The organism is Bacillus sp. Nf3 (assembly GCF_003028545.1).
In the GTDB taxonomy this organism is placed as follows: Bacteria; Bacillota; Bacilli; order Bacillales; family Bacillaceae; genus Bacillus; species Bacillus safensis.
In genome coordinates this window covers 721,650-745,211 of the sequence record NZ_PYUA01000002.1, presented here as the reverse complement: position 1 = coordinate 745,211, position 23,562 = coordinate 721,650, and the positions used below count along the sequence as shown (strand labels likewise).

At 40.9% G+C, this 23,562-nt stretch carries 22 protein-coding genes, 1 other RNA gene, 1 pseudogene and 1 riboswitch; of the genes and pseudogenes, 6 read left to right on the top strand and 18 right to left on the bottom strand.

What is annotated here, in order from left to right:
• Positions 1-175 precede the first annotated feature (175 nt).
• A pseudogene (locus C9414_RS08735) lies at positions 176-795 on the bottom strand (transposase); the annotation flags it as partial.
• A gap of 382 nt (positions 796-1,177) precedes the next feature.
• On the opposite strand from C9414_RS08735, the gene C9414_RS08730 reads away from it, so the two are divergent.
• Entirely contained in the window at positions 1,178-2,032 is an 855-nt protein-coding gene (locus C9414_RS08730) for a polysaccharide deacetylase family protein (RefSeq protein WP_107163439.1), read from the top strand.
• 184 nt (positions 2,033-2,216) lie between these two features.
• Here C9414_RS08730 and pbuX read toward each other — a convergent pair whose 3' ends face one another.
• From pbuX to C9414_RS08670, 12 genes are all read right to left on the bottom strand, one after another.
• Positions 2,217-3,536, bottom strand: a complete 1,320-nt coding sequence (gene pbuX / locus C9414_RS08725; RefSeq protein ID WP_047203249.1) for a xanthine permease PbuX — start codon at positions 3,534-3,536, stop codon at positions 2,217-2,219.
• Positions 3,533-4,117 carry a xanthine phosphoribosyltransferase gene (gene xpt / locus C9414_RS08720; RefSeq protein WP_047203248.1) on the bottom strand — a complete coding sequence of 195 codons (585 nt, stop codon included), beginning with the start codon at positions 4,115-4,117 and terminating at the stop codon, positions 3,533-3,535. The genes pbuX and xpt overlap by 4 nt, the downstream gene beginning before the upstream one ends.
• Positions 4,118-4,233: 116 nt before the next feature.
• Positions 4,234-4,333: riboswitch (purine riboswitch) on the bottom strand.
• Between the two features lie 136 nt (positions 4,334-4,469).
• Complete coding sequence (locus tag C9414_RS08715; protein WP_039179434.1) at positions 4,470-5,975, bottom strand: carboxypeptidase M32; 1,506 nt, start codon at positions 5,973-5,975, stop codon at positions 4,470-4,472.
• A gap of 123 nt (positions 5,976-6,098) precedes the next feature.
• Positions 6,099-8,036 carry an ATP-dependent DNA helicase gene (locus tag C9414_RS08710; protein ID WP_047203247.1) on the bottom strand — a complete coding sequence of 646 codons (1,938 nt, stop codon included), beginning with the start codon at positions 8,034-8,036 and terminating at the stop codon, positions 6,099-6,101.
• Positions 8,037-8,111: 75 nt separating this feature from the next.
• On the bottom strand, positions 8,112-8,309 hold the full coding sequence (locus C9414_RS08705) for a hypothetical protein (protein ID WP_047203246.1): 198 nt from the start codon (positions 8,307-8,309) through the stop codon (positions 8,112-8,114).
• A 105-nt stretch (positions 8,310-8,414) separates the two neighbouring features.
• Complete coding sequence (locus C9414_RS08700; RefSeq protein WP_039179443.1) at positions 8,415-9,569, bottom strand: THUMP domain-containing class I SAM-dependent RNA methyltransferase; 1,155 nt, start codon at positions 9,567-9,569, stop codon at positions 8,415-8,417.
• A gap of 109 nt (positions 9,570-9,678) precedes the next feature.
• An RNA gene (gene rnpB / locus C9414_RS08695) (RNase P RNA component class B) lies at positions 9,679-10,065 on the bottom strand.
• 60 nt (positions 10,066-10,125) lie between these two features.
• Positions 10,126-10,431, bottom strand: a complete 306-nt coding sequence (gene gpsB / locus C9414_RS08690) for a cell division regulator GpsB (RefSeq protein ID WP_012010336.1) — start codon at positions 10,429-10,431, stop codon at positions 10,126-10,128.
• Between the two features lie 75 nt (positions 10,432-10,506).
• A complete protein-coding gene (locus C9414_RS08685) occupies positions 10,507-11,049 on the bottom strand; it encodes an SLOG family protein (protein WP_047203245.1) in 543 nt (180 codons plus the stop codon).
• Between the two features lie 48 nt (positions 11,050-11,097).
• Entirely contained in the window at positions 11,098-11,337 is a 240-nt protein-coding gene (locus tag C9414_RS08680) for a CotD family spore coat protein (RefSeq protein WP_073206049.1), read from the bottom strand.
• A gap of 316 nt (positions 11,338-11,653) precedes the next feature.
• Positions 11,654-12,901 (bottom strand): ribonuclease H-like domain-containing protein, encoded by a 1,248-nt coding sequence (locus C9414_RS08675; protein ID WP_107163438.1) that lies wholly within the window; start codon positions 12,899-12,901, stop codon positions 11,654-11,656.
• A gap of 24 nt (positions 12,902-12,925) precedes the next feature.
• The gene (locus C9414_RS08670) at positions 12,926-15,172 is read right to left on the bottom strand and encodes a DEAD/DEAH box helicase (protein ID WP_106025049.1); all 2,247 of its coding nucleotides are present in this window, start codon (positions 15,170-15,172) and stop codon (positions 12,926-12,928) included.
• 160 nt (positions 15,173-15,332) lie between these two features.
• On the opposite strand from C9414_RS08670, the gene C9414_RS08665 reads away from it, so the two are divergent.
• The gene (locus C9414_RS08665; protein ID WP_258182587.1) at positions 15,333-16,451 is read left to right on the top strand and encodes an NADH-dependent flavin oxidoreductase; all 1,119 of its coding nucleotides are present in this window, start codon (positions 15,333-15,335) and stop codon (positions 16,449-16,451) included.
• Positions 16,452-16,504: 53 nt separating this feature from the next.
• Here the strand turns inward: C9414_RS08665 and C9414_RS08660 are convergent, their stop codons facing one another.
• Positions 16,505-17,011 carry a PTS sugar transporter subunit IIA gene (locus C9414_RS08660; RefSeq protein ID WP_107163506.1) on the bottom strand — a complete coding sequence of 169 codons (507 nt, stop codon included), beginning with the start codon at positions 17,009-17,011 and terminating at the stop codon, positions 16,505-16,507.
• Between the two features lie 169 nt (positions 17,012-17,180).
• Between C9414_RS08660 and C9414_RS08655 the strand changes: the two genes are divergently transcribed.
• On the top strand, positions 17,181-17,600 hold the full coding sequence (locus tag C9414_RS08655; RefSeq protein WP_047203241.1) for an Hsp20/alpha crystallin family protein: 420 nt from the start codon (positions 17,181-17,183) through the stop codon (positions 17,598-17,600).
• 20 nt (positions 17,601-17,620) lie between these two features.
• Here the strand turns inward: C9414_RS08655 and C9414_RS08650 are convergent, their stop codons facing one another.
• The 3 genes from C9414_RS08650 to C9414_RS08640 all read right to left on the bottom strand — a co-directional run bounded on the left by C9414_RS08650 (position 17,621) and on the right by C9414_RS08640 (position 18,845).
• On the bottom strand, positions 17,621-18,073 hold the full coding sequence (locus C9414_RS08650) for a YppG family protein (RefSeq protein WP_107163436.1): 453 nt from the start codon (positions 18,071-18,073) through the stop codon (positions 17,621-17,623).
• A gap of 108 nt (positions 18,074-18,181) precedes the next feature.
• On the bottom strand, positions 18,182-18,562 hold the full coding sequence (locus C9414_RS08645; protein WP_258182586.1) for a YppE family protein: 381 nt from the start codon (positions 18,560-18,562) through the stop codon (positions 18,182-18,184).
• Positions 18,563-18,611: 49 nt separating this feature from the next.
• A complete protein-coding gene (locus C9414_RS08640; RefSeq protein WP_224928722.1) occupies positions 18,612-18,845 on the bottom strand; it encodes a DUF5446 family protein in 234 nt (77 codons plus the stop codon).
• 197 nt (positions 18,846-19,042) lie between these two features.
• Between C9414_RS08640 and sspM the strand changes: the two genes are divergently transcribed.
• The gene (sspM, locus tag C9414_RS08635; protein ID WP_039179471.1) at positions 19,043-19,147 is read left to right on the top strand and encodes an acid-soluble spore protein SspM; all 105 of its coding nucleotides are present in this window, start codon (positions 19,043-19,045) and stop codon (positions 19,145-19,147) included.
• 23 nt (positions 19,148-19,170) lie between these two features.
• Here sspM and C9414_RS08630 read toward each other — a convergent pair whose 3' ends face one another.
• Positions 19,171-20,127, bottom strand: a complete 957-nt coding sequence (locus C9414_RS08630) for a DUF2515 domain-containing protein (protein ID WP_107163434.1) — start codon at positions 20,125-20,127, stop codon at positions 19,171-19,173.
• Positions 20,128-20,173: 46 nt separating this feature from the next.
• On the opposite strand from C9414_RS08630, the gene recU reads away from it, so the two are divergent.
• Entirely contained in the window at positions 20,174-20,800 is a 627-nt protein-coding gene (recU, locus tag C9414_RS08625; protein ID WP_107163433.1) for a Holliday junction resolvase RecU, read from the top strand.
• A 19-nt stretch (positions 20,801-20,819) separates the two neighbouring features.
• Positions 20,820-23,528: a PBP1A family penicillin-binding protein gene (locus C9414_RS08620; protein ID WP_047203236.1), complete on the top strand. Its 2,709-nt coding sequence runs from the start codon at positions 20,820-20,822 to the stop codon at positions 23,526-23,528.
• Positions 23,529-23,562: the final 34 nt, after the last annotated feature.

Genomic DNA, 23,562 nt, shown 5'->3' with positions numbered 1-23,562 from the left:
GTAGTTTTCCTCCTTCACAGGTTCGTTCTAAGCCAAGCGAACCTGCTTTTTTTATGCAAAAAAACACTTCTAAAAGAGAAGTGTTCAGGCCGTAGAACCTCCCTTTACTTTAAATAAAAGTGGGATTTTCACTATCATTATAAAGGGTTTACGCTGGACATAGTGTTTTCCATGTCTAGTTAGCTAATTTTTTAAGATTCATGGCAGCGAGAGTAAGCATCGCTTGCATTGAAATTTTTTTAGTACACGAAGTTTCGCCCAACGCATACTATGCTTTTCTTTTGCATCCGTAAAGACGCGTTCTTTATTTCTCTCCGCTTTGCATAGTTGCTTTTATTTATTTCAGTGAGTCTTAGGTAGTTTACTTCATCTAGTCTTGCCAAATATGCGATGAATTTGCTTGGTATGATTTTGACTTTGTGTACAGTTATCTAGAAAAGAAAACCGGACACATATTGTTTAAATCCTTCTCTAGTCGTTGTATGGTAAGAGCGAATTTGCCGATATGGTCACAATATGCGTCCATACACGCATTCATTCTTTTTAAAATAACCCTGCTGCTATCCTCGGACGAATGTAAGGCTTGACAGGTTTTATCTCTTGATCCATAAAAACTTAGCGATGTAAGGTGTTTTATATCCAACAAAATAAATCCTTTTGAATCACAAGCGTATGAAATGAATAAGCAAATGACTTTTCACGTTCACCTTTTACATAGTAGCCAATCTCTGATTCAGTTGTACTGACTTTGATTTCTTTTGTTTCTTCTTTATTTTGTAGTGTTACGAGCTTTTCTCTATTGTTTTTTGAGATTAATCGCCTCTGTCTTCACTTTCCACATAAGCACCTTTCAATGAAATCGTCATTATACAACACTTTCATAAGGAATCTCCCTTTCGCTTCGAATTAATGGTCAAATCTGCTGCTATCTTAGCGTATAAATATTAACGGTTCAATCATTATTCAGAATGATTTTATTTAAACATGAATGGATCACCTTTTTTTGCTGATCAACACAAAGTAACAACCATAAATTTCTAATTCATTTGAATTTTCTATATAAAAAGGATTTTTTCCACTATATACATAATCAATATGTGTACCAAGAAAAACAGTGAAAAAAGAAAGAATCTACAACATGGTTCGGCTCAAAATTTAATTGACTGGAGTGATTGTAATGAAAAAGGTTTCCAAAAAAAAGACACCCTACAACATGATACTTCTCTCAAAGGTAATTGGTTTAGTGCTTCTTACACTGTTTCTCTTTTTTATCTGGGATATGTCTAAACCCCATTTGCAGGCGACAAATGGGCAAGCAAAAAATGTTGCCAGCAGTGACTTCCGTGACACAAGCATCAGTCTGAAAGCAAAAGATCAGTCTACAAGAACATTGGATACACATTTTAAGACCAATCCAAACCAACAGGCAACGAATAAAACGGTCTTTTTAACATTTGATGATGGTCCTTCTGCTACATCAAATCAGCTGTTAAATGTATTAAAAGCACATCACGTGAAGGCGACGTTCTTCATGCTTGGACCGCAAATCCAAGCACACCAATCGGCTGTGAAAAGACTTTATCAAGAAGGACATCAATTAGGTCTTCATGGCATGACGCATGATATAAACCTCTTTTATCAGAACAGCGAGTCTCCCTCAAATGAAATGAGAGAAGCTCAGCGTATTCTTGCCTCTGTTACAGGCGTCTACAGCCGTCTTGTAAGAACCCCCTATGGCAGTGTTCCAAATTTAACATATCATCAAAAAGTACGTTTAAACCAAAATGGCTTTATTTACTGGGACTGGACGATTGATAGCCTTGACTGGAGATATAAAAACTCACAATATGTTCCAGAGGTATTGAATCAATTGCAAATGTTTGAGAAAAATAAACCATGGGAACCAAAAGTTATATTAATGCATGATCAACCCTCTACCACAAACTATTTAGACAGCCTGATTATACAGCTAAAAGCAAGGGGCTATACATTTGCAGTCATTAACGAAACAATGCCGCCGGTACAACATTAATAGTGCTAATCACAAAAAGCCCGTATCCAAAAGATGCGGGCTTTCAGCTTGTAGACAAACCCTCACACGCTCCTTCCTAGGATCCTAGGACTTCAAAGGTTTTTTATCATTTATCAAGCTAAAAAGAAGACAAAGAGCTAAAATAAAAGGTCATTTTAGCTCTTTGTCCATAATCTTAACGGGTTTACATAACAGATTGCTTAGGTTCTTCTACCAGGTCATGCCCGGTTTCTTTTTTAAAAGGAATCATGTGATAAATAATATGAAGCAAAATAGCGGTAAAGCTTCCGGCCACAATACCGTTACTTGTTAATAATTTAATCGAGTCTGGCAGATGCTCAAACATTTGCGGCACGACGGTAACACCTAAGCCGATTCCCACGGAGCAAGCAACGATTAGCAAGTTCTCCTGCTTTGCAAAATCCACGCGCGAGAGCATTTTAATACCGTATGCAATGACCATACCAAACATGGCAACCATTGCACCGCCAAGAACCGATTTTGGAATAATCGTCGTAAAGGCAGCGATTTTAGGAAAAAGACCAAATAACATGAGTAATGCCCCTGTTACGACAATGACTTGGTTTTTCTTGACTCCAGTTAGCTGGATCAACCCAACGTTTTGTGAGTAGGCTGTGTACGGAAAAGCATTGAAGATTCCACCTAATAACACAGCAATCCCCTCTGCCCGATAGCCTTTAGCCAAATCTTTTTCTTTTAATGAACGGTTTGTTAAATCACCTAGTGCGAAATAAACGCCTGTTGATTCAACTAGTGACACAATCGCAACTAACGTCATGGTCATGATCGGTGCAAATTCAAAGGTCGGCATCCCAAAATAAAATGGCTCAATCATGCGGAAAACCTGGGCGTTTGCCACCTCAGCTGTTTCCACTTTCCCCATAAACGCAGCAACTGCTGTCCCAAGGAGAATACCAATTAAAATGGCGATCGCCTTCATAAACCCTTTCGTGAATCGATAGAGCAGTACAATGATAAACAGTACAAGGAAAGCGAGCCCTAGATTTTCAAAAGAACCATAGTCCGCACTTCCTTCTCCTCCTGCCATATTGTTCATCGCTACAGGAATGAGGGTGATCCCAATAATGGTGACGACAGAGCCTGTGACAACAGGCGGGAAAAATTTCACAAGCTTCCCAAAGAAAAAAGAAAGAAGAATGACAATACACCCAGAAGCGATAATACTGCCATAAATAGACGAAATTCCATACTTAGAGCCAATCGCAATCATCGGCGAAACCGCAGTAAATGTACAGCCTAATACAACAGGCAGACCTATTCCAAAGAAGCGGTTTTTCCATACTTGAAGCAATGTAGCAGCCCCGCACATGAAAATATCCGCAGAGATTAGGTAAGTCAGCTGTGCAGGCGTGAGCCCGAGCGCATCTCCAACAATAAGCGGTACAAGAACAGCACCTGCATACATTGCCAGTACATGCTGAATGCCCAGCGAGAGCGTTTTGACTTTTTTAGCGGTACTCATGATTGTACCTCCCGTACAAACGTGACTTTCCCTTCCTCAAGTGATTCAATACGTGCGAGGGACTCGACGCGGTAGCCCATTTGCACAAGCGCATTTCTTCCAGGCTGGAATGATTTTTCAATGACAATGCCAAATCCGGCTACTTTCGCCTTTGCCTGCTTTGCAATCGCTGCAAGTCCTTTCGCAGCTTCACCATTTGCTAAAAAGTCATCGATGATTAACACACAATCATGTTCACTCAGATGAGTATTTGAGACAGCAATCGTGCTTTCTACTTTTTTCGTAAAAGAGTACACACTGGCTGTTAACAGGTTATCCGTTAATGTGAGTGATTGACGTTTTCTTGCAAACACAACAGGGACTTGAAGAGCAAGCCCAGCCATCACAGCAGGTGCGATGCCTGAAGATTCAATTGTGATGATTTTTGTAATGCCATCATGCTTAAATAATCTAGCAAACTCTTGCCCAATCTCATGCATTAACACAGGATCAATTTGATGATTTAAAAAAGCATCTACCTTTAACACTTGATTTGACAGAACGATTCCTTCGTTCTCAATTTTTTGACGTAACAATTCCATCATTCTTCCCCCTAGCATATTGGCAAACATTCGATTTTTTGCATAAAAAAAGCATTGCTGTCCATGAGGAGCAAGCAATGCGAAAACGATCAACGGATCTTCAGCTCAAACAAGAGCTGTTTCATTTGCTCACTCATAGTCGGACCGTATCGGTGTCCGGTAGAAACTTGCGTGCCATCATCACGCGATTATATGAGTGTTATAGTGTTCAAATTATAACAAGATTTCAGACGCTTGGAAAGCACTTTTCTAGAAAAATACCGAACTTAAATAATAGATCAGAACAAAATGTTCGTTTTTAGAATATTCAAGCATCAAAAAAGCACCCTTCTCATGAAAGGGTGCCCTTCTTTTATGATAAATACAGTTTCGTATATTTATCCGTTAAGTAGTCGATTAAATATTGAACATTTAATTCTTCACCTGTTGCATCTTGAATGATTTCAGATGGCTTTTTCCGTTTTCCATGCTGATGAACATGTTCCGTCAGCCATTCTTTTATCGGTGCAAAAGACCCATTTTGAATTAGCTCATCAAAATTTGGTAAGTCTTTGATCATTTGTTGTTTTAATTGGGCCGCATACATATAACCAAGGGCATATGAAGGGAAATAGCCAAAGCTTCCATCAGACCAGTGAACATCCTGCAAGATACCGAGTGCATCATTAGGAGGCGTAATACCAAGATACGCTTGATATTTTTCATTCCAAAGTGCAGGTAGGTCTTCAACCGCTACTTCTTCATTGAAAATCGCTTTCTCAATTTCATAGCGGATGATAATGTGAAGTGGATACGTCAGTTCATCGGCTTCAATTCGAATGTAAGTCGGCTTCGATTCATTCACTGCATGCACAAAGTCTTCTAAAGAAACATCTTTAAATTGCTCAGGAGATGCTTCTTGCAGCTTTTGATAATACGTTTTCCAGAAGTCTTCGTGTCTGCCGATAAAGTTCTCAAAGAAAAGAGACTGTGATTCATGGATACCCATTGAAGTGCCATCACACAAAAGCGTTCCGCTCAGTGCTTCATCAATGTTTTGCTCATAAATCGCATGACCACATTCATGAATCGTGCCAAAGATCGCCATTCGAAAATCATGCTCATCATAACGGGTCGTCACACGCACGTCACCTCTGCTTAATGTCACTGCAAATGGATGGACGGTTGTATCAAGGCGGCCTGCGTCAAAGTCATATCCTAATTCTTTTAAGAAAAAGAGGCTCAATTCCTTTTGTTTATCAATCGGAAAGCTTTTCGATAAAAATGAAGTATCCGGCTTATTTGGTGAAGCTTCGATTTTTTTCACAAGAGGAACAATAGCGTCACGAAGTGCACCAAATTTTTGATCAAGCTGTTCAACCGTCATATCTGGCTCATAGTTATTGAGCAGCACATCATAAGGCGTTTTTTTCACGCCCCAATATTGGATGAAACGCTTGTTAAAGTCAATAAGCTGTTTTAAGTATGGTGCAAAGAGTGAAAAGTCTGATTTCTCCCTTGCTTCTACCCAAACATGCTCTGCTTTTGATTGCAAAATCGAGTATTCTTTAAATTCTTCTTTCGGAATTTTGCTGTTTTCATCATACTCTTTTTGTGATAATTCGAGCGCCTTTTGTGTATCTTTTGACAGCTCATTTCGATGTTTGTTTAATTCGTGAAGAAGATCTCTCATTTCGTCAGAAGTCTTCATATTAAAAATATCACTTGATAATTGACCGATCGTTTCCGCTCTAAAATCCGCACTTTTTTTAGGCGCTTGTGTTCTAGAGTCCCAATAAAGTAAATGGAGCGCCTCTGTATAATGGGCGATTTTCCCTAGTAATTGATAAAACGCTTTCTCAGTTGCTTCAAGACTCATGCGTTTGTTCCCCCAATCAATAATATGTATGTACGTTTCAAGGCTACTTCAATGAATGTTCTTTTGTCAATGAAAAAGGAGGATCCACAGCGGTATCCTCCTCATTTACAAGTTTTCAGCTAATTAAGATGTGATGATGGGCTTCACTGGCAGGACGGATTCAATTTTACTTTGAAGCGCTGTATCTTCCTTACGATCAAAATATATATGAATGCTTCCTGCGTCTTGGCTTGTCCGGATCAGTCTTCCGATCCCTTGGCGTAAGCGAAGCAGCATATACGGAAGGTCAACTTCAGCATGTGCATCCTTTGCTTCATTTCTTTTCGCTTCAAATACCGGATCATGCGGCGGATAAGGAAGTCCCCAGATGATCACATTCGTTAATGATTCACCTGGAATATCAAGCCCTTCCCACAGATGAACAGAGCTTAACACAGACGTCTCATCAGCTTGGAACTTTTGAACAATTGTGCTGATTTCCTCGTCCCCCTCAAAATATACGTCAAACGGCAGTGATTCATTTGCTGCTTCCAGCTGTTTTCTAAAGAAATGGAGTTCATCAAATGAAGGGAATAGAATCAGAGATCGCCCTCCATTTTCTTTCAGCTGAGTGATCACTTGCTGTGCTTTTGCCTCTTGCTCAGCGATCTGCTGAATTCCATGGAAATAAATCTTCATTTGTTCATCGTAATCATACGGCGAAGCGACACTCATTGATAAGTAATCTTTAATCCCAAGACTTTCAGCTAAATAATCAAAGGATTGATTCTCAGACAATGTAGCGGAAGAGAAAATATATGGTCTTTTTTGCGAGAAAACTTTTTCGCCAAGTACCTCTGCAACCGTCTTCGGCATCACAACAAATGTCGTATCTAATTCCTGTTTTTCCAGCCAGCTAATGGCATTTTTTTGATAGAGCGATAGAGAATACGCCATTTGTTCAATGTATTCTTCCACAACAGATAATTCGTATTGATCGATCGTATACATTTCAGATTCAAACACGAGCGCTTCTCCGATTTTTTCAAGCAAGTCACACAATTCGCTTGCAGAACGCTTCACCTCATCGACACGCCCAATTTCAAGCCGGTGCGAGCCTTTGACTTCTTTGGCATGTGTTTTTAAGAGATAAAAGAATTCATCGTTTGTTGCAAGTGCATCTTCAACAAGCTCTGCAAATTCTTCGCGTATGTCGTTTTGCAAAAGACGTTCCAAAAATGTTTCGAGCGTTGATTGCTTCACTCGGTACGTTAACGCTTTTTGTGCGGCAAACTCGAGAAGATGTCCTTCATCAAATACGACGGAGCTATGCTCAGGAAGCAGCGGAAGCTGACCCTCACGTTTTCGGGATTCCTTCGTCCACACATGCTCCATGTAAAAATCATGTGAACAGATGATGAGGTCTGTCGCTTTCCGGTAATGATCTCTTGATAAATTCAGACCGCAGCGATGACGCATATCACACGTCAGGCAGTCCTGAAATGAGTCATAGCCAATTCGTGACCATTCATCATTTGATAACTCTGGATACTCTTTTCGATCGCCATACGGATAAAAGGTTTGCATACCTTGTGATTCATGAACAAATGAAGGCAGTGATTCATAAATATCGAGCCACTTTTCATCATCTTCACGCTGCATCGTTTTCTCTAGCTTCTTTAAGCATAAATATTGGTCATGCGATTTACTTAATCTCGCATCTATTTGAATATCAAGGTGATTGGCAATTTTATAGATATCACCTTCTTGTTTAACGAGCTGTTCAATTAACGTTTCGTCTGCACATGCAATAATCGCAGGCTTCCCTGTATACCTTGCATATGTGACGGCAAATAATAGATAGACGATGGTTTTGCCTGTGCCTACCCCAGCTTCGGCAAACATCACACTTTTTTCTTTAAAGGCTCTTTCTAGCTGAAAAGCCATGAATATTTGTTCATCTCGAAGATCAAAGCCCTTTTCTGGCAAAATGTCATAAAACACATCACCAATCCAGTTGCCCAGTTCTTCGTAAAAATTGTGTTCTTTTGATAATGAAAAAGGCAAACGAGATGCTGTCACCTGCTTCAACCCCCAACTTTTGAATCATTCAGACATTCAATAGTACCATTTACGCTGGGGAAAAACAATCTTTTTTTATGACCGCAGGCGATGTTGATAGCTTTCCTTCATTAAAAATGCATGCTCAGAACGTTCTATGTATGCCTGAGCCAGTGCCAAATCTTCGATGGCTGCCGTTAGCTGAGCAGATTGTCCACCTTCATGCCCTTCTATTTCTTGAGCAGTCGAAGTGAGTGCTTTTTGGATTAACTGAATTTGATCATAATGAATCATGAAGACACCTCTTTTTTTAAAATCAAGTTCAGTTTATTCCTTCTCGCTTAGAGTTATACCTTTTCAGCACAAAAAAGCCACACCTTCTTTCGGTGCGGCCATTTATTACGATTCGGTTGTTTGTTTTCTAGGCGGGCGTTTTCCCCAATATTGATAATAGTCTGTTTTGATAAAACCGTTAAACAGCTTTCTCTTTTTCGTCGCTTTTCTTCCGAAGCATTCTTCGAATTTTTCGTGTGACGTTAAGATGTAAATGGACCAGGTATCTAGGTTCTTAAATGCTTCACCCATTCCTTGATACATTTTTTCAACTGCTGGTTTATCACTCAGTCGTTCACCGTAAGGAGGATTTCCGACAATCACACCATACTCTTCTTTTGTTTGAAAGTCTTTTACTTGCATTTGTTTAAACTCAATCAGTTCACTTAGTCCTGCTTCTTCTGCATTCATTTTTGCAATGTCTACCATACGATGGTCGATATCACTTGCAATAATGCGGAGCGGCTGGTCATAGTTTGCTTTTTCTTCTACTTCTACACGCGCTTTGTTCCATACGTCTTCACCGATCCATTCCCATGATTCAGACGCAAAATCCCGGTTGAATCCCGGGGCAATGTTTTGTCCTATCATCGCTGCTTCAATGGCGATTGTTCCTGATCCGCAGAAAGGATCAACAAACGGACGGTCAGGTGTCCAGTTCGTTAATAGGACGAGCGCAGCTGCAAGCGTTTCTTTAATAGGTGCTCCGCCTTGATCCATGCGGTATCCACGTTTATGAAGACCTACACCAGATGTATCAAGAGTAAGCACAGCTTTATCTTTTAAAAGAGCGATCTCGATTTTATATTCAGGTCCCGTCTCTTCAAGCCATTCAGACTGAATGTTGTAGGAGGATTTCAGCTTTTGCGCGATGGCTTTTTTGACGATGCGCTGGCAGTCCGGCACACTGGCAAGCTGAGATTTCACAGATTTCCCGATGACAGGAAACGTACTGTTTTTCGGTAAAAAAGCGGCCCAGTCAATCGCTTTCGTCCGTTCAAAAAGCTCATCAAATGTTTTTGCCGAAAATTCAGCAACTTGTACCTTGATCCGGTCTGCTGTACGCAGCCAAAGGTTTGCACGGCAAATCGCAAGAGCATCCCCCTTGAAAATTACTTTTCCATTGTCGACTGTGCACTCATAGCCAAGGTCTCTTACTTCTTTTGCAACAATTGCTTCAATCCCCATTGGAGCTGTTGCGATGAGTGTATAGGTTTTCATTGATTTATCACCTGTTTTCTCGTCCTTTTATGTATTCAAGATAAAAGCTCTCCATATGTTGAAATAGGAGAGCTTTGTTTTCATCATGTTTATTATAACGGATATAACGTTCTGTAAGCCATGTTTTGTTCCATCGTACTGCAAACGGCAAATGCCTCGTACTCAGGTGGTAATCATCTATCTACAGAATTCTCTGTCCTTCTCTCCGTTTGGTTCCTTTGAGAAAGTTCCCCTACCAAGTTTGGGTTTCTCGCTCGAGGGGTTTACCGCGTTCCACTCTCACCATTTCTAGTGAGACTTCGTCACTGTGGCACTTTCAAGGATACTTTGCCATATCCTAAAAAGGACGTAGGCATTTTTCCTGCCGTCAGCCTTTCCCAGGCTGCCCTGGCTTATTTTTTCGCCAGGCACGAACACTACGGGCATCTCAGCACCGTGCGAGCATGGACTTTCCTCTGCAATGCCCTAAATAGCATTACAGCGATTACCCGAACGTTAATCAATAAGCGTTATTATAAACGACAATGACATCTGACACAAGCTTTTTCAGCAAGACTCAATCATAAAGTTTGCTGCCAAAAACGTGTTTCTCAAGGTTCGATAGTCTTTTTAAAATATCAAAGTTTGTTGTATTAGACTGTGCAGGCTGTCTTTTCCCCTGTTCAACAGCTTCTTCAAGCTGTTTTGACAAGTGGAGGTTTTCTTGTTGAAGTTTTTCGATTTCTTGGTTGAAGGTCTCATAGTCTTTAATGACCATATCTAAAAATTTATCGACTTCTTCTTGTTTGTACCCTCTGACACCTGTTTTAAATTCTTTTTCTAAAATTTCTTTCGCAGAAAGCTTTACTTTATCAGCAAGCATCTTTTTCACCTCATATCGTGAATTCATAGTATATTTTTTCAGAAATACGTGACGTTGTCAAATTTTCTCTTGCTTTTAATCAAAAAACGGATCTTCCGCCTCAACCTGTGCTCTTAGATCATCCATTGTGATGTACATAATGGGGTAATCGGTATAGGCTTCTGCTTCTCTAATCATATACTTCGGCGATCCCTCATGCTCGGGATCATATAAGACGAGAAGACCATCTGTTTTTTCAATAAAAAAGCGGTTCTTTTGTTTAAATTGTGCCGGACTTTCATACGGTCTATGCGTGACACTTTCTACAAAATCGGCCTGTGAAAGAATTCCTTCGTACAATTCTTTGTTTTGCTCATTCCAGCGCTCTTCCTGTTCATAAAATGGCGTAATGACTGCAAGTTTTAACGCTGGATATTCCTCCTGAAGCTCAAACACCACTTCGGCTGTCCAGATTTCTGCCCCAAGCTGGCCTGATATGAGCACCCATTCCAGACCTTCTTCGATAAGGGCTGTCAGCCTTTTTTGAAGCTCCGCTTTTATGTATTGAAGTGCAGGCTCGTCTTGCTTGAATATCCCAAGCTCAAACGGCTTGTACCCTGTGACAGCAATAATTTTCATTTCTTCACCTGCTTTTAAAAAATGGGACTTATAAAAGTCCCATTCACTTTATCTGTTACAGCAAGGTCCACCGCAGTTAAAGTGTTGATGTGTTGTCGGGTCCACCTGAGAAAACGTATGCGGGAAGTAGTGAACATGTTTGAAATTATGGTGGTGAACATTTGTCACATGCTGCGGGTGGATATGCGGCACAATTGTTGTTGACTCGCTGTGTGTACAGCAATGATTCGTCGGATGAACAATTGGCTGTGTAACATTCGGATGGCAATGATGATGATGATGGTACATGTAGCATTCCCCTCTCCTTTATTTTCTTACATTAACAATGTATGAATCAAGAGGTGTACATGTACTAATGCATTAACCTATTTTAAAAGTTGGCAAGAAAAATATCTTTATAGTTTGAAAACACAAAAGCGACCAAAATGACCACAAGAAAAAACAAGTAGAAAAGACCCTTATACATGCTATACGCTCCTCATTCAATATCTAACGTTATTTTACAGGATTCGCGGCCTTTCTACAATAAAAGTGCTAAACATTTTTTATTTTCGGCCGAGAGCCGAACGTTGTCATTTTTTGCGCTTTCCCGGGTAATAATATTTCATTGCCAAGCTTTTCTCAATAGCCGTTTTTTTCGTTTCTCAAGCTCTTCCGTGTCTCGTTCGCTTAACGATGAGAAAGATAATAAAGATTCCGTGATGGAAAGAGCTGACCTTGCATCTTTTTGGCGATGCTCTTTACACTTCGCAAGCTCTATACCCGCTTTTAATGCTAAATGGACATCACTTGATTCAAATAATGTTTCCCATATTCGAACCGCTTCACCCCACTCGTTTAGCCGTTTATATTGTAAGGAGAGATCATAAGCCGCCTGATTGGCATGTTCAAAATCAGCACCTGTTAATTCCCGCAAATGCTTCGTAGCTTCCTGTACATCTCGATGCGCAAGATGCCACCTAGCCAGCGCGTATTTCTCATCGTGTTCCTTTACCGCATCCATAGATAGAATTTTTTTGGATAGATGGATGTAGAGGCTGATTAACGAAAGGACGTCTAATTCATTATGAGTCAAAATCCCTTCGATGAGCTTCGGATTTTGTTCCTTTAAAAAATGAAAATAAATCATCGGTGCCAAAAAACCTGGTGTGTCGCCTTCCCGGTGAACGTGCAGCTCTTCTTTTTCAACCACAGACAGCGCCATTCGTTCATATTTATGCTTCCACAATCGTCTTGACCCATGCAGAAGATCAAAGTGGCCAAACTCTGGAAGCGCAGGGATTTGATCTCGCAACAAAGTATGTCTCGTTTTCACTTGCGGCCAATCAAATGATTTTCCATTATATGTAACAAGCGATTCTACGTTCACTTCATCAAGAAAGCTTTTATAAAGAGCCGCTTCATTTCCCGGATTTGTGAGCAGGTGCTGTTTCACCACTACTTTGTCAGCAAAAACCCGGGCATGTCCAAGCAAAAAGATCATATTTCCCGTCCCGCCAGATAATCCTGTTGTTTCTGTATCAAAGAAAAACAGTTCATGCGGTTTGTAACCTTTAGCTGATAGTGAATGCTGGATGCCGCTTTTATTCCATGCCTCGATGATCTTTGGCAGTTCCGCAAACGAATAGAGTCCATGCTTGTCATCTAATGAATAGGTGACTTCTCGAATGAGACAAAAGGAATCCTCAAAGTGATATGGAGCTGCACCCAGTTGCTCCCATTCCTTTAAAAATGGGATGTTATCAGCCGGCACTGGCTGAGGCTTTCCTCCCACTGCTTTTTGCCGTTTTTCGTTTGGCTGGTTGTGCGATAAGTGCTTCTTCATTCTATTTAATTTCCCTTTTAATGACATGAGTAGCCCTCTTCCTCCTTCCCCTTAAAATCCAGACATCAATTCAATAATGCTGCTTTTTCCGCTCAACTCTTTCATTTCCATGCCAATGCAGGATGGACAGCCGTTCTCACAGCGGCACCGCTCTATCAGCTGAATGGCTGCACCTGCTATTTCATCGAAACGAGCTTGGACCTCTTTGCTTAAGCCAATTCCGCCAGGGTAGTGGTCATATAAAAAGACTGTCGGTTTACCGGTATGTGCCGCTTTAATTTGTGAAACAACATGAATATCTGAACGGTCACACATCACAAAGGCTGGTACAATGTGTTGAAGAACATTTGCGATGCCAAGCAGCAGCTGTTCAAGTGTTTTCTCTTCAAATCTCCGCTCTGCTTCATGTAATTCAAACCAGGCCGCACTCGTATGAATTTCTTCTTCAGGTAAGTGAATCGGACCAGAGCCGATATTTTCACCAGTGCTGAGCCGAATTTTTTTAAAAATTGTTGGCATTGCGTTGACAGTGACATCACCGTAGTGAACAGATACCGCTTCTTTCTCTGTTGTCTGATCGATTTCAAGCACCTTGAGCTGAACAGCTAAATTAGCATCTGTATAGTATTCTACATCCACTTGTTTCACATAAGCCTTCAGATGCTCGTAATCTAGCTTTTCTACTTGATACTGAACCCCTTCATGTAAATAAATCGCTTCATCATGCAGTAATGTCATCGCACTGAATCGATCCATCTCTCCAATAATTCGGACATTCGCTACATCTGATTGATCCACAATCACTACATTTTCCTGGCTTGCAGACCGCAGGCTGATGCCATGCGCTGGGAACGATTGATCTGACCAATAATACCGGTTCCCGCTAAAATGAAGAACTCCTTCTTCGTGTAAGTATTGCAAAATATCTTCTACTTCCATGTCGCCAAACTGTTCATCCGTCCGAAATGGCAGCTCGTAGGAAGCACATTTTAGATGATCCACTAAAATAATGAGATTTTCAGGATTGATTCTGGCCGCTTCAGGCGGTCTATTAAAGAAATATTCAGGGTGTCTGACAATATATTGATCAAGGGGTGAGGAGCTTGCCACCATGATGATAAGCGCCTCCTCATGACGCCTTCCAGCACGTCCTGCCTGCTGCCATGTACTCGCTACACTGCCAGGATACCCCGTCATAATGCATACCTTTAACTGACCTATATCTACCCCTAATTCTAGGGCGTTCGTACTGACGACACCTAAAATGTCTCCTTCTCTTAACCCTTTTTCAATCACGCGCCGCTCTTTTGGCAAATAGCCTCCACGATACCCGCGAATCGATTTTGGACCGATTTCCTTTTTCACAAGCTCTTGAATGTGACTTAAAATCACTTCTACTCGTACTCTGCTTCTAGCAAAAACGATCGTTTGAATTTTTTCTTTTAAAAATGTTTTAGCCAATTGGTTGACGACAGTGGCAGCGCTTTGTCTAATATTTAATGGTTTATTCACCACTGGCGGGTTATAAAACACAAAATTCTTTTTACCGCTAGGCGCTCCGTTTCGTTCAATAAGATGCACTTTGCTCCCTGTGAGCTGCTGCGCCAGCTCTTTTGGATTCGCAATCGTTGCTGAAGTGCAAATAAACACCGGATCACTTCCGTAAAATGCGCAGATTCGCTTTAGCCTGCGAATCACATTGGCCACATGACTGCCAAACACACCTCGATATGTATGAAGCTCATCAATGACAATATACTTCAAATTCTCAAACAAGCTGACCCATTTCGTATGATGAGGCAAAATGGCTGAATGCAGCATATCTGGGTTTGTGATGACAATATGTCCTGCTTGTCTCACTCGCTGCCGAATGGCTGGTGAGGTGTCACCGTCATATGTTTCACTATGAATCGGAACATCCATCTCGTGGATGATCTCGTTAAGTTCACTCTTTTGATCCTGCGCGAGCGCTTTTGTTGGGAATAAATAAAGAGAGCGGTTTGTCTGGTCTTCTGCAATCGACTGAAGAACAGGCAGATTGTAGCAAAGCGTTTTACCAGAAGCTGTTGGTGTAACCGTTACTACATGTTCACCATCCATTACTCGTTCAAAGGCTTCTTTTTGATGAATGTACAGTTCTTTCACGCCTCGTTTTTCAAGCGCCTTTTTTAGCCTGTCATCCACTCTTTCAGGAACGGGAGAGGTCTGTGCAGGCTTTGCTTCAATTTCATGCCAATGCTCTACCTGTTCGTCTTTCTTTAATTCTTCTATCAGTTCGTTCATTGTTTTCTTTTTCATATTGCGTCCACCTCTCATTCTAGTGTACCGAATATTTGTTTGCATGACTAGGCGGCAATTTTTTGATGTTGGGCTTATGAGCAAATACTTTGAACTGTTGTAACAGTATCCATTACACTTCTATAGTGAAATGATTTTATCAAGGAAGAAGATGATCAGAGTGAAAAACGAATTTAAGCCTTTATTTGAACCATTTACGTTTCCTGGAGGTGCCTCTATTGATGGTAGGTTAGTGGTTGCTCCAATGACACACTTTGGTTCTCATGACGATGGCACCATTTCAAAAGACGAAATTGATTTCATTACAGCTAGATCAAGTGAAATGGGTATGGTGATTACAGCATGTGCGAACGTGACTCCAGATGGGAAGGCATTTGAAGGACAGCCTTCTATCGCAAGAGATGAAGATATACCAGGTCTGAAAAAACTGGCTTCAGCAATCCAGGCAAAAGGAACAAAAGCCATTATCCAAATTCATCACGGCGGCTCACAGGCTCTCCCTCATTTAGTTCCAAACGGTGATGTGGTTGCGCCAAGTGATGTGTTCAAAGATGGAAAACAAATTGCACGCGCTTTAAAAGAAGAGGAAATTACTCATATTATCGACTCCTTTAAAGAAGCGGCAAGACGAGCGGTTCAAGCAGGTTTTGACGGCGTGGAAATTCACGGAGCAAACGGTTATTTATTACAGCAATTTTACTCACCTCATAGCAATCAGCGTACAGATCAATGGGGAGGAAATGAAGAAAAACGTCTAGCTTTCCCTATTGCTGTTGTAGATGCAGTCAAAGAGGCCATCAAAGAACATGCGGCTAAACCTTTTATCTTTGGATACCGGTTATCTCCTGAAGAACCTGAAACACCTGGTTTAACAATGACAGAGACGTTTACATTAGTGGATGTTCTCAAAACAAAAAACCTCGATTATTTGCATATCTCTTTAATGGAGATTGGCTCTAAAGCAAGACGAGGCGCAGATTCTAATAAAACACGTATGGAACTGCTAAAAGAACGCTGCGGCAATACTCTTCCGCTTATTGGAGTAGGCAGCGTCATTACAGCTGAAGATGCTCTCCATGCTTACAATCAAGGGATTCCTCTGATTGCTGTCGCACGAGAGCTGATCGTCGACCCAGATTGGGCTAAAAAGATTAAAGAAGGCAGAGAACAAGAGATTGAAACCGTCATTAAACGCAGCCAAAAAGACAAGTATCTCATTCCAGAAGGATTGTGGTCTGTCATGGAAGCGAGTCAAGGCTGGGTTCCAATGGAGGATTAATATCCTCAATAAAAAAACTACCCTATTAACGGGTAGTTTTTTCTATTCATGAATTATTTCATTTTCACTGTAAAGAGCTTGGACATCTGCTTTTCTACAGAGCCTTTTGGTTCTTTATCAAGTCGTTCGACTAGGTCACCATTCATAATCACAATCGGTGTCACTGTACTTGATGCTTTCTCTTCAATCAGTTCTAAATCACACGTAATAAGAGGGTCACCGATTTTCACTTTATCCCCTTCTTTAATGTGCGCTTCAAATCCTTCACCATTTAACCCAACTGTTTCAAGTCCGATATGAATCAGAAGCTCAAGCCCCGAGAGTGTTCGAATGCCAATTGCATGTTTTGTATGGAAGAGCTGAATGATTTCACCCTCTACTGGTGACACAATCGTCCCACTTTTTGGTTTTACTGCTACGCCGTCTCCCATCATCTTTTGAGAAAAGACGGGATCTGGTACATCAGTCATATCCATTAACTCTCCATCAACTGGAGAATAAATGACTTCTTCCTTTACATAATCTTGGTTTTTTCCGAAACCGAATAATTTTTTCAGCAATGTCAATTTGCTCCCTTCAAGCTTTGCTTCCTAAATCTATTTAGTGTAAGAAACTTTACGCCTATACACCTTGCTTCATTCAACACTATTTAATCATAATTTTTTCCTCTCATCAATTGATAACCGCCTGAGCCCTTTCTGCATAGGCTGTAGATGAGAGGTGATTCAAATGAAACAAGATGGCGAAAACAAACATGAATTGCTGGCAAATGAAGATATGCTATATGAAGCGATTGAACAATTTTTTGCATCCTCCCCGTTTCACGAGATATTAAATAGTGCGGAGGCACTCATGACCACATCGCAATCACTTGCATCAATTACGACTGATGTGACAGAGGATGAACAGAATGTCTATATCGAGATTCAATTTCCAGACCATTTTGTCGAAGGTGACATTGCGTTAGAAGTAAAAGCCCAATATTTACACTTATCAGTGCAGGAAAAAATCAAAACGGATACGACTTCCTCGTATTCAAGCTTTACCAAAACCATTTTAATGCCGGCAAAAATAGATGAAACGAAAATGCAAAGTGTGTGGAAAGATCAATCGCTTCGTGTATCTGCGCCAAAGCAAACAACCCAATAGATCGATCTATTGGGTTTTAACTATGCTTTAAAAATACTTGTAAATCCTTTCGCCAATGAGCCTACTTGATTCATTGTACTCATCATTTGGCCAGCTGTATCAAACATTTTGTTAAAATCGTATTGCCCATTCGTCTTTTTGAATTGCGACAGCACACTTTTAAACTGAGAAGGCTGCTGTTTTTGCGGTCTTGGCAAAGGATATGGGTTCATAGGCTGCTGCATGAGCATCATGCCTGGCGGCTGCATTTGGGGTGGATTCATCGCTTCTGGCGGCTGCATAAGCGGCACATTTTCTTGGTATCCATAAGGCGGCTGATAAACAGTAGATGGTGCCTGGTTCATTCCACCTTGATATGGCGGCATGAAATAGTCTGGAGGCTGCGGAGGCTGCTGCTGCATCTCTGAATACGGAAAAGGCCTTTGATTGAATTGATTGAATTCATAAGGCTGCTGGTTTGAATAAGGGAACATCTATCTCGCTCCTCTCGCTCTCAACACATATTGATGTCACTCATATATTATGATCAAAAGCAGAAGATGTGCCTAAAGAAGTCATAAGAAAAACGCAGCATTATGTCTTTAGCTGCGCTGTTTGATTTCTTCTATTAAAAGGTTCAGTGTGTAAACCACTGACTCAACTAAATTTTTTACACGGGGTGCATGCTGTTTGCCAAAATAAGATTGCAGGACAACCTCTTTACCATTTTCTTTTACGGCTTCAAGCTGTTCTTGGTGTAAATATCTAGGTTTGACCTGTTGAACAAAGGAAATAGCTGCGGTGAGCCACTCTTCCATTTTCTGATCAAATGTATCAACGGCTGGCTGAATATCCGTATAAAAATCATACGATGGGTACTCCTCTTCAGCCTTTCCCTTTTGGTACTGCTCATACGCTTTTTCGATCCATATTCTCAAGTTTTGTGTATGTTCAAATAATGTTTGATTATCCAAAGTGTTCACCTCTATGAACCATCCTATCAAACGTTTACCTATTGCTCAAATAGAAAAGCTATCCGGCGTGATATGCCGGTCTTGCCGCCAGTTTATACTCGGCTGCATGAAGCTTCACTTCACAGTCCTTTACTTCTGATTCAAGGCGGTCAATTATTTGTTCTTGCTCTTCTATCGCTGCACGTTTTGTCTGATTCACAGCAAGAGACAGCTCCGCTTCCACCGCATCAATTTTTCGCTCGATTTCCTCTAACAACTGCATAATGGATTCTTTTGATACAAATTCGCTCATCATCAGATTCCTCCTTTATCGTCTCTCGTTACATTCTCTTTTCTTTCTCACCCTCCTTCACACATGACAAAACTAGAAGCAAATCGCCAATCTAAGTGTAGATAAGCGCTATTTCTTCCTTTTCGACAGATGCTTGTCCTTCTTTGTATGATTGCGTCCGATTGTGTAAATTCTAAGGACAAAAGGAGGTAGATTTCATGAAAAAGAAGCCAGCACCAAAAGAGCAAAATCCAAAAGGGAAAGAAAACAGTACAGATCAGCTTGATAAAAAGCTCGGCGGTCCTAATCGTCCATCTACGTAAAAAAAGCAGGCACCCCCTGCTTTTTATTTATGCAAAAAATAGTGCTCTAATGAGAAAAGAAAACGAAGCTGTCTTTTTTTATGAAAATACCAGTCCGTTAGCTCAATCTGCTTTGGCAGCGCCTCTGCCTCAAATAAAGATGGACTCAATTTCTTTTGAAACCAATCTTCCCTTTGATCGTCTAATGAATGTGTCATCACCGGATAAACCGTCCGAAGAAAAGGTGTTGACCTTCTAGCGATCCCTAAAAACGGCTCAAAATCAAACCGAGACCCAGTATGCGGAACGGTATGCAAAAAATGATAAAAATCCGAAAACAAATCGGCTCGAAATAATAGTTTCGCTAGTTTTTTACCTAATGTAATGCGTTCCTTTACATTGGAAAACTTCCGTATGGTTAAGCCGTACAAATGCCCGTCCACCGTTGGAAAAACAACGGTTTGGAAATGTCCCCACTCGCTGAAAAGATATTGAATCGAGTGAAAAACATTCTTTTTCAGAAGAGGATTTTGTATAATAGGAGATTGTATAGTATATTGTTCATTTATGATGAGTGCATAAAGCAGACGCTCTGTGTCATGCTTTAGCCAAAAATGTTTCCACTCAGCGCTCATAAAACGAGACACGGAGAAATAAGGCAGCAGATGAAACAAAGGTTGACTGCATCTCTTAGACCATTCATACAAAAGAAGCTGAGGATAAGCATCCGAAAAGATCAGCCAATTCGCTCTTTCATATGCTGTGAAAAAAAGATGCCCCTGCTGATCCGTTAAACCTGGATGGAAGAGTTCGCCCTTTAAATCTGTCATGGACCACCCTGCATTTCTCGAGACAAAGGAAGCGAGCAGCGACCATTTCATCTCTGGATGCCGGTCATAAAACCGCTTGTAAGCATTTGTCCTCGTCAGGTTGTCTTTATTTTTTGCTTTCGTTTCACGCAAAATTTGCTGAGTGATGATGTGCTCTTCTTGGGACAACATGGTGATCTCTCCAATACAAAATGCATTAAAAGGAGGCTGAAACTTGATGATTCGGTATCCAAACGGAAAATCGTATCAGCCCATTGGGACAAAAAAAAGAATCAGCGGCGAATCCTCTTATAGTAACCGCGGGATGACGCTTGAGGCTGATTTAAATGAAACGAACCAATACTATTTGGTCAACGGGATCGCAGTCATTCATAAAAAGCCTACCCCAGTTCAAATTGTGAATGTGGATTATCCAAAAAGAAGTGCTGCTGTCATTAAAGAAGCCTATTTTAAACAATCCTCCACAACAGACTATAACGGGGTGTACAAAGGCCGCTATATCGATTTTGAAGCAAAGGAAACCAAAAGCACTACCTCGTTTCCGCTCAAAAATTTCCACGACCATCAAATTGAGCATATGAAACAGGTTGAAAAGCAAGGCGGCATTTGTTTCGTTATTATATCCGCTTTTGGCTCCGTTTATTATTTGCCCGCTTCAGATCTCTTTTTCTTCTGGGAGCGGCAGAAGCAAAACGGCCGTAAATCCATTAGCAAAGACGAATTAATGGAAGCTGGCCACATAATGACACTTGGATATTCGCCAAGAATTGATTATATTAAAGTAGTGGAGACACTTCATTTTTCGGATGAAAGCAAGCAGCAATTACGTTCGAAAAAGGTTTAACACGAAAGGTTGAGATGTGATGTCTGATCAATTTACAAGTCGTGAGCAGCGACGTAAAGCAAGTCAAGAAAACAATAAGAAGCAAAAGAACAAAAAAGGCAAAAAGAAAGCAGGTCTATTTAAAAAAATATTTTTATCTTTACTCGTGATCGGTCTACTTTGTTTAGTTGCCGGAATCACAACTTTTGCCGTTTTTGCATCAAGCGCTCCTTCTATTGATGATAGTAAGCTTAAAACACCATACTCTTCAAAACTTTATGATAAAGACAAGAAAGTGTTTGCAGAAGTTGGTGCAGAAAAAAGAACGTATGTATCGATAAAAGATATACCCGATGTGGTAAAAGACGCTTTTATTGCGACTGAAGATGCACGTTTTTATAAGCACCACGGGATTGACCCAATCCGTATTGGCGGTGCCCTTGTCGCAAACGTTGAGGACGGCTTTGGCGCTGAAGGCGGAAGTACAATTACACAGCAGGTTGTGAAAAACTCCCTCCTGAGCAATCAAAAGACGTTAAAACGGAAAGTACAGGAAGTATGGCTCTCGATTCAGCTTGAGCAAAAATACTCTAAAGATGAAATTTTAGAAATGTATTTAAACCGTATTTTCTTCTCCCCTTATGCTTATGGTGTGGGGAAAGCAGCTGAACAATTTTTCGGAGTCACAGATTTAAATAAACTAACCGTTGCACAAGCTGCCACTCTTGCAGGTATGCCGCAGAGTCCTTCTGCCTATAACCCAGTGAAACACCCAGAGGCAGCGGAAAAACGCCGTAATATCGTTTTAAGCCTTATGAAAAAACAAGGCTATATTTCTGAAAAAGATTATGACGTTGCAAAAGCAACCCCTGTCAACAAGACAGTTGTTTCAGCTAGTAAATATAAGAGTCAAAACTCTAGTAAGTACTCTGCCTACATTGAAGAAGTGATGGAAGAAGTACAGAAAAAAGCTAAAGTGGATGCATCAACTGATGGATTAAAAATCTATACATCACTTGATCGAAAAGCACAGGATCACCTAGATGATATCATCAATGGAGATTCAGTTGGATTTACGAAAGGTATGCAGGCGGGTGTCACCCTGCTTGATACGAAAAATGGTGAAATACGCGCCATTGGCGGTGGACGTGATGTACCAGCCGGCGGCTTTAACTATGCGACAGATGCAAAACGCCAGCCAGGGTCCACAATTAAACCGATCTTAGATTACGGCCCAGTCATTGAAAACAAAAAATGGTCAACATATCAGCAAATTGATGATGCACCATATACGTACTCAAACGGGACGCCGATTAATAACTTTGACAGAAGACATTTAGGGAAAATGTCGATGAGAAGTGCTTTGGCACAATCACGTAACATTCCTGCCCTAAAAGCTTTCCAAGAAGCTGGCATGGACAATGCCGTTCAATTCGCTAATAACTTAGGTATGGATTTACCTTCTGACATTCCTGAGTCCTACTCAATCGGTGGATTTGACGATGGTGTCTCCTCTCTGAAGATGGCTGGAGCATTTAGTGCATTCGGTAATAACGGATACTATAACGAACCGCACGCTGTCACATCTGTTGAATTTAATGACGGTACAAAGCTTGACCTTACGCCGGACTCGAAAGCAGCGATGAGTGATTACACAGCATTTATGATCACAGACATGCTGAAAACTGCTGTTCAATCTGGAACTGGTACACTTGCACAAGTACCGAACGTTCAAGTAGCTGGTAAAACCGGTACAACGAACTTTACACAAGATGATATTAATAAATACAATATCCCTTCTGGCGGTGCGAAAGATTCGTGGTTTGTCGGTTATACGCCGCAATATACAGCAGCCGTTTGGACTGGAATCGGTAATTCAAAAGATGCAGACGGTAAAATGTGGCTGACTGATTACGAGCAGCGTGTTGCCAAAATCGTCTTCCAGCGATTAATTTCTCAAATTGATGATGGAAGCGGCTCATTTGAAAAACCAGACAGTGTCGTCGAAGCTACGGTTGAAAAAGGTTCAGATCCAGCAAAATTAGCCGGACCGAATACACCAAGTGACAAAAAGACAACAGAATACTTTGTTAAAGGAACAGTTCCAACAAAAGTGTCTGACACTTATGAGAAAAAAGAAGCCGATAAGCCTTCTGACTTAAAAGCGGTATATGATGAAGAGAAAAAATCCATCACACTGACTTGGGGCTATTCTGACGACGCTGATGCTACATTTAATGTCAAGCAAGCGGTTGATAATGGCGGCTATAAAGAGATTCAAAACAGCTCTGCTAAAGAAGCGGTCATCTCTGATGTGAAGCCTGGCTCCACATATAAATTCCAAGTGACAGCCACTGTAGAGGATGTCACAAGTAAAGCGGCTTCTACCTTCCTCACCATTAAGGATGACGCTGATGAAGAAGAAAAAGCGGATGATGAGAATAAAGAAGAAGAAGAACCGCAGCAGCCTGACGACGAGCAGACAGACCAAACAGACGATAACAAAAATCAGCCACCTGGCACTGATGAGCAAAAGCCTGATGACAAAAAAGATCAAGATAAGGATAAAGACCAAGGCGGAAATACCGAAAACGGAAATAATGGTTCTTCAGATGATGGCTCAGACAGTACAAATGGGAACAGCAACTCACAAACTGATCATAAAGATAAAAAGAAAGATGATGCGAAAGCCAACTCTCAAAGTTCCAATTCGCCATCAAATTCTACTTCTCGTAAAGAAGATGAATAATGAAAAAGCACTTGCCTCCTTGGCAAGTGCTTTT